The organism is Halomonas sp. SIMBA_159 (assembly GCF_046536035.1).
In the GTDB taxonomy this organism is placed as follows: domain Bacteria; phylum Pseudomonadota; class Gammaproteobacteria; order Pseudomonadales; family Halomonadaceae; genus Vreelandella; species Vreelandella venusta_A.
Genome location: NZ_JAWJBT010001808.1, coordinates 1 through 230, shown reverse-complemented (window position 1 = coordinate 230; position 230 = coordinate 1). Strand labels below are relative to the sequence as shown.

The following is a 230-nucleotide window of genomic DNA, read 5'->3' as shown; positions in this document are numbered from 1 at the left end:
TGACGAAGAAAATGATGGTAAACAGAAACAATGACCAAAACGATGACGCCATTTGAGCAGTCAAAAAAGGCGCGGTTCCGATTTCAAAGGCGACAGTGGCTTTCCGGGGGATCCCAAAGAATGGCCCGATTGCCAAATAGACGATCATCGTGAAGATGATTCCAAAGACCGGATGGACCCGTCCGGCGATCGATTGCAGGTCACCACCGGCTTTTGCGATTGCCAATATG

1 protein-coding gene is annotated in these 230 nt (G+C 49.6%); it reads right to left on the bottom strand.

Features of this window, described 5'->3' with window-relative positions; translation table 11 throughout:
• Positions 1–230 (bottom strand): branched-chain amino acid transport system II carrier protein (locus tag R0J87_RS25440; RefSeq protein ID WP_498889795.1); only part of this gene is annotated, 230 nt, incomplete at both ends.